General features: G+C 72.8%; 5 protein-coding genes. 4 read left to right on the top strand and 1 reads right to left on the bottom strand.

The window, feature by feature from the left end; genetic code table 11:
• From AWZ10_RS18595 to AWZ10_RS18610, 4 genes are all read left to right on the top strand, one after another.
• On the top strand, positions 1 to 2,097 hold a 2,097-nt coding region (locus AWZ10_RS18595; RefSeq protein ID WP_208618521.1), incomplete at its 5' end, for a S41 family peptidase.
• Positions 2,098 to 2,237: 140 nt separating this feature from the next.
• A complete protein-coding gene (locus AWZ10_RS18600) occupies positions 2,238 to 2,591 on the top strand; it encodes an HIT domain-containing protein (protein WP_037699849.1) in 354 nt (117 codons plus the stop codon).
• A gap of 6 nt (positions 2,592 to 2,597) precedes the next feature.
• Entirely contained in the window at positions 2,598 to 3,506 is a 909-nt protein-coding gene (locus tag AWZ10_RS18605; RefSeq protein ID WP_046708063.1) for a ribonuclease Z, read from the top strand.
• 20 nt (positions 3,507 to 3,526) lie between these two features.
• Positions 3,527 to 4,519 (top strand): adenosine deaminase, encoded by a 993-nt coding sequence (locus AWZ10_RS18610; RefSeq protein ID WP_046708062.1) that lies wholly within the window; start codon positions 3,527 to 3,529, stop codon positions 4,517 to 4,519.
• Between the two features lie 10 nt (positions 4,520 to 4,529).
• On the opposite strand, the gene AWZ10_RS18615 is transcribed toward AWZ10_RS18610, so the two are convergent.
• On the bottom strand, positions 4,530 to 5,417 hold an 888-nt coding region (locus AWZ10_RS18615), incomplete at its 5' end, for an MFS transporter (protein ID WP_107417456.1).

Genomic DNA, 5,417 nt, shown 5'->3' on the forward strand with positions numbered 1-5,417 from the left:
GCCGCGCAGCTGGGCCGCGTCCTCGGGCTCGCCGTCGCGCCCGACGGCAGCCGGGTCGCCGTCGCCACGCACGACGGCCGGGTCCTGCTCGTCGAACGGGAGTCCGGAGAGGTCCGCGAGGTCGACCGCAGCGAGGACGGCGAAGTGACCGGCCTGGTCTTCTCGCCCGACTCGGCCTGGCTCGCCTGGTCGCACCCCGGCCCGCGCCCGCTGCGTCAGCTGAAGCTCGCCAACACGGCCGACCTGTCCGTCACCGAGGCGACGCCGCTCCGCTTCCAGGACTTCTCACCGGCGTTCACGCTCGACGGCAAGCACCTCGCCTTCCTCTCCGCCCGCGCCTTCGACCCCGTCTACGACGAGCACGTCTTCGACCTCCACTTCGTCAGTGGGGCCCGCCCGCACCTCATCACGCTCGCCGCGACCACCCCGTCCCCCTTCGGGCCGCAGCGCCACGGCAGGCCGTTCGAGGCGCCCGACAAGGACGAGACACCGGACAGCGAGGGCGCCCCCGCGACCCGGATCGACCTCGAAGGGCTCGCCGACCGGATCGTCCCCTTCCCGGTCGAGGCCGCCCGCTACTCGACGCTCCGCGCCGCCAAGGACGGCGTCCTGTGGCTGCACCACCCCGTCACCGGAGTCCTCGGCCACTCCCGGGCCACGCCCGACGACCCCGACCCGAAGTCCTCCCTGGAGCGCTACGACCTCGCGCAGCGGCGCCTCGAGTACCTCGCTTCCGACGCCGACCACTTCACCGTCAGCGGCGACGGCAAGCGGGTCCTGCTGTGGACCGACGGCAAGCTCAAGGTCGTCCCCAGCGACCGGCGCGCCTCGAACGACGACGAGAGCGACACGAACATCACGGTCGACCTCTCGCGCGTACGCCGGACCGTCGACCCGGCCGCCGAGTGGCGGCAGATGTTCGACGAGACCGGCCGTCTCATGCGGGACAACTTCTGGCGCCCGGACCTGGGCGGGGTGGACTGGGACGGCGTCCTGGACCGGTACCGTCCGGTCCTCGACCGGCTGGCCACGCACGACGACCTGGTCGACCTGCTGTGGGAGGTGCAGGGCGAGTTGGGCACCTCGCACGCCTACGTCACCCCGCGCGGCCGGGGCGGTTCCGGCGACCGGCGGCAGGGGCTGCTCGGGGCGGACGTCTCCCGGCACGAGGACGGCCCGCAGGGGTCCGTGCTGTGGCGTATCGACCGGGTGCTGCCCTCGGAGACCTCCGACCCCGACGCGCACTCGCCGCTCGCCGCGCCGGGTGTGGCCGTGCGGGCCGGGGACGCGATCGTCGCCGTGGGCGGGCAGCCGGTCGACCCGGTGGCCGGGCCCGGACCGCTGCTCGTCGGCACGGCGGGCAAGGCGGTCGAGCTGACCGTCCTGCCGTCCGGCGGCGGGGATCTCCGGCATCCCGTCGTGGTGCCCATCTCCGACGAGGAGCCGTTGCGGTACCACGCGTGGGTGGCGGACCGGCGGGCCTACGTCCACGAGAGGTCCGGTGGCCGGCTCGGGTATCTGCACGTGCCCGACATGGTCGGTTCCGGCTGGGCCCAGCTCCACCGCGACCTGCGCATCGAGGTGGCCCGGGAGGGGCTCGTCGTGGACGTCCGGGAGAACCGGGGCGGGCACACGTCGCAGCTCGTCGTGGAGAAGCTCGCGCGGCGGATCGTCGGATGGGACCTGCCGCGCGGGATGCGGCCGACCAGCTATCCCGACGACGCGCCCCGGGGGCCCGTCGTCGCCGTCGCCAACGAGTTCTCCGGGTCCGACGGGGACATCGTCAACGCGGCGATCAAGGCGCTGGGGATCGGACCGGTGGTCGGTACGCGGACGTGGGGCGGTGTCGTCGGGATCGACAGCCGGTATCGGCTGGTGGACGGGACGCTCGTGACGCAGCCGAAGTACGCCTTCTGGCTGGAGGGGTACGGGTGGGGGGTCGAGAACCACGGGGTCGATCCGGACGTGGAGGTCGTGCAGGCGCCGCAGGACTACGCGGCGGGCCGTGACCCGCAGCTGGACGAGGCGATCCGGATCGCGCTGGAGGGGCTCGAATCGACGCCGGCGAAGACGGCACCTCCGCTGCCGGAGACGTAGCCCTCTCCTCGCCACCGCGCCCCCTGCTTTTCAGGGGGCGCGGGGAACCGCGCGAGAAGCCCCCACCGGACCCGCACCCGACAACGCACCCTGGCGATAGCATGCCCGGGTAGCGATCACCGGTGGCTGGGAGGCGACACATGGCTGGGGAGCCGCAGGACGACTGCCTGTTCTGCAAGATCGTGGCAGGGCACGTACCGGCGACGATCGTGAGGGAGACGGACACGACGGTCGCGTTCAGGGACATCAACCCACAGGCACCGACGCACGTCCTGGTCATTCCGAAGGCGCACTACGCGGACGCCGCGACACTCGCCGCCGCCGCCCCGGAACTCGCCGCGGACGTCCTCCGCGAGACGCGGGCCGTCGCCGACGAGGACAAGCTGGAGAGCTACCGGGTCGTCTTCAACACCGGTGGCGGCGCGGGCCAGACCGTGTTCCACGCGCACGCCCACGTCGTCGGTGGTCGTGGCCTGCAGTGGCCCCCCGGATAACGGGCCGTGTCCGTACGCGAACTGGTGGTCCTCGGCACCGCCAGCCAGGTCCCGACCCGGCACCGCAACCACAACGGCTATCTGCTGCGCTGGGACGCGGAAGGACTGCTCTTCGACCCGGGCGAGGGCACCCAGCGGCAGATGCTGCGCGCCGGGGTCGCCGCGCACGACCTGAACCGCATATGTGTCACCCATTTCCACGGGGACCACTCGCTGGGGCTGGCCGGGGTGATCCAGCGGATCAACCTCGACCGTGTGCCCCACGACGTCACCGCCCACTACCCGCGCTCCGGGCAGCGCTTCTTCGACCGGCTGCGGTACGCCACCGCGTACCGGGAGACGGTCCCGCTGATCGAGGCGCCGGTCGACGGCGAGGGCGGGGCGCTGGCCGCCGGGCCGTCGTACTCGCTCGACGCGCGGAAGCTCTCGCACCCCGTCGAGTCGTACGGGTACCGGCTCGTCGAGCCCGACGGGCGCCGCATGCTGCCCGAGCGGCTCGCCGAGCGCGGGATCAAGGGGCCGGACATCGGGCGGATCCAGCGGGAGGGCGCGATCGACGGCGTCCGTCTCGACGACGTCAGCGAGGTGCGGCGCGGACAGCGGTTCGCGTTCGTCATGGACACCCGGCTGTGCGACGGGGTCTACGCCCTCGCCGACGCGGCCGACATGCTCGTCATCGAGTCCACGTTTCTCGACGAGGACGTCCAACTCGCCGTGGATCACGGGCATCTGACGGCCGGTCAGGCCGCTTCGGTGGCCCGGGAGTGCGGCGTACGGCATCTGGTGCTCACCCACTTCAGCCAGCGGTACTCCGAGCCCGCCGAGTTCGAACGGCAGGCGCGGGCCGCCGGGTTCGAGGGGGAGCTGACCGTGGCGCACGACCTGATGCGGGTGGCGCTTCCGAAACGGCGGTAGAGCGGTCGTACGATGCTTTGATGTCCCTCCCCAAAGCTGAACTGCACCTGCACATCGAAGGAACCCTGGAGCCGGAGCTGGCGTTCGCGCTGGCCGCCCGGAACGGGGTCGCGCTGCCGTACGCGGACACGGAGGCGCTCCGCAAGGCGTACGAGTTCGAGGATCTGCAGTCCTTTCTGAACCTGTACTACGAGCTGATGGCCGTGCTCCGCACCGAACAGGACTTCGCGGACCTCGCCGACGCCTATCTGGCCCGCGCCGCCGCCCAGGGCGTACGGCACGCGGAGATCTTCTTCGATCCGCAGGCCCATGTCGCGCGGGGCGTCGGGATGGGGACGGTCGTCGAGGGGCTGTGGCGGGCGCTGGGGAGGAGTGAGGAGACGCACGGGGTCTCCACTCAGCTGATCATGTGCTTTCTGCGGGACGAGTCCGCGGCGTCGGCCCTCGACACCCTGGAGGCCGCGAAGCCGTATCTCGACCGGATCGTCGGGATCGGGCTGGACTCGGCCGAGGTCGGGCATCCGCCGGCCAAGTTCCGTGAGGTGTACGAGGCGGCCGCCGCGCTGGGCCTGCGGCGCGTCGCGCACGCGGGGGAGGAAGGGCCGCCGGAGTACATCACCGAGGCCCTCGACGTCCTCGGTGTCGAACGTGTCGACCACGGACTGAGGTGCATGGAGGACCCCGCCCTCGTCGAGCGCCTGGTACGGGACCGCGTCCCGCTGACGCTGTGCCCGTTGTCGAACGTCCGGCTGCGGACCGTCGACACCCTCGCCGACCACCCCCTGCCCGCGATGCTCGACGCGGGCCTGCTCTGCACGGTCAACTCCGACGACCCGGCCTACTTCGGCGGGTACGCCGGGGACAACTTCGACGCCGTCCGGCAGCGGCTCGGCCTGAGCGAGGACCGGCTGCGCGAACTGGCCCGCAACTCCTTCACCGCGTCCTTCCTGGAACACGACGAGGAGCGGCGGGCCCGGTACCTCGCCGAGGTGGACGCGTACGACTTCGGGTGAGGGCGGTGCCTCAGGCCGCCGGGCGGTACTGCGGCTGCTCGGCGGTCGTCTGTTCCCGGTAGCGGGCGTGCTCCGTCGTGGGTGTGGTCGTGCGCAGGGCCACCCGGGTCATGGGGCCCGTGATGAGGAGGAGGCCCACGGCCAGGATCGCGCCCATCGCCGGGTAGCCGACATGGGTGGCGAGCAGGCTGCCGACGAGGGGGCCGGCGGCCGTGCCGAGCGAGGACGCGGAGCCGACGAGGACCGCCCAGCGGCCGCGCGGGTCGAGGGAGGCGGCGAGGCCGATGAGGTACGACAGGACGACCGGGTACAGGGCGTTCCAGGCGATCTCGCCCGTCGCGAACGTCGGCAGGTCCCGCGCGGTGGCGCTGAGCGCGATACAGCCGGCGATGAGCGCCGTGCCGACGCCGATGGGGAGCGCGCGGCCGAAGCGCGCGCCCAGCGCACTCGCCCCGATCACCCCGAGCAGGCCCGCGCCGAGCGCCGTCGCGAAGACCGCGCCGACGGTGACCTCGGTGAGCCCGGCCTGGGTGGTGCCGATCCGGCCGCTGACACCCCAGAGGGAGTTCTGCGCCAGGGACCACAGGACGAGCGTGACGGCGAGGGTGATGCCGTGGCGGAGGTGGGGCAGTGGGCCCCGCTCCCGGGCGACGTGGGTCGTTGCCACCGGGGCCGCGAGACGGGCCGTCGCCGGGAGGGTGAGCAGGGCCGCGAGGGCGAGGGCGGCGAGCGGGATGCCGTGACCGGGGCCCAGCCGGGGGATCGTCAGATACAGCGTGCCCGCCAGCGCCGAGACGCTCAGCAGGCCCTGCGTCGACACCCGGTGCGGGTCGCTCTGCGCGGCGATACCGGTCGCGGCCACGGCGGTCGCCGTACCGGAGCCGAGGCCGCCGAGGAC

Source organism: Streptomyces europaeiscabiei, assembly GCF_001550375.1.
GTDB classification, from domain to species: Bacteria; Actinomycetota; Actinomycetes; order Streptomycetales; family Streptomycetaceae; genus Streptomyces; species Streptomyces europaeiscabiei.

Excerpts from the sequence above, each read along its gene's own strand:
- AWZ10_RS18610 (WP_046708062.1), top strand. The coding sequence starts at position 3,527 with ATGTCCCTCCCCAAAGCTGAACTGCACCTGCACATCGAAGGAACCCTG.
- AWZ10_RS18600 (WP_037699849.1), top strand. The coding sequence starts at position 2,238 with ATGGCTGGGGAGCCGCAGGACGACTGCCTGTTCTGCAAGATCGTGGCA.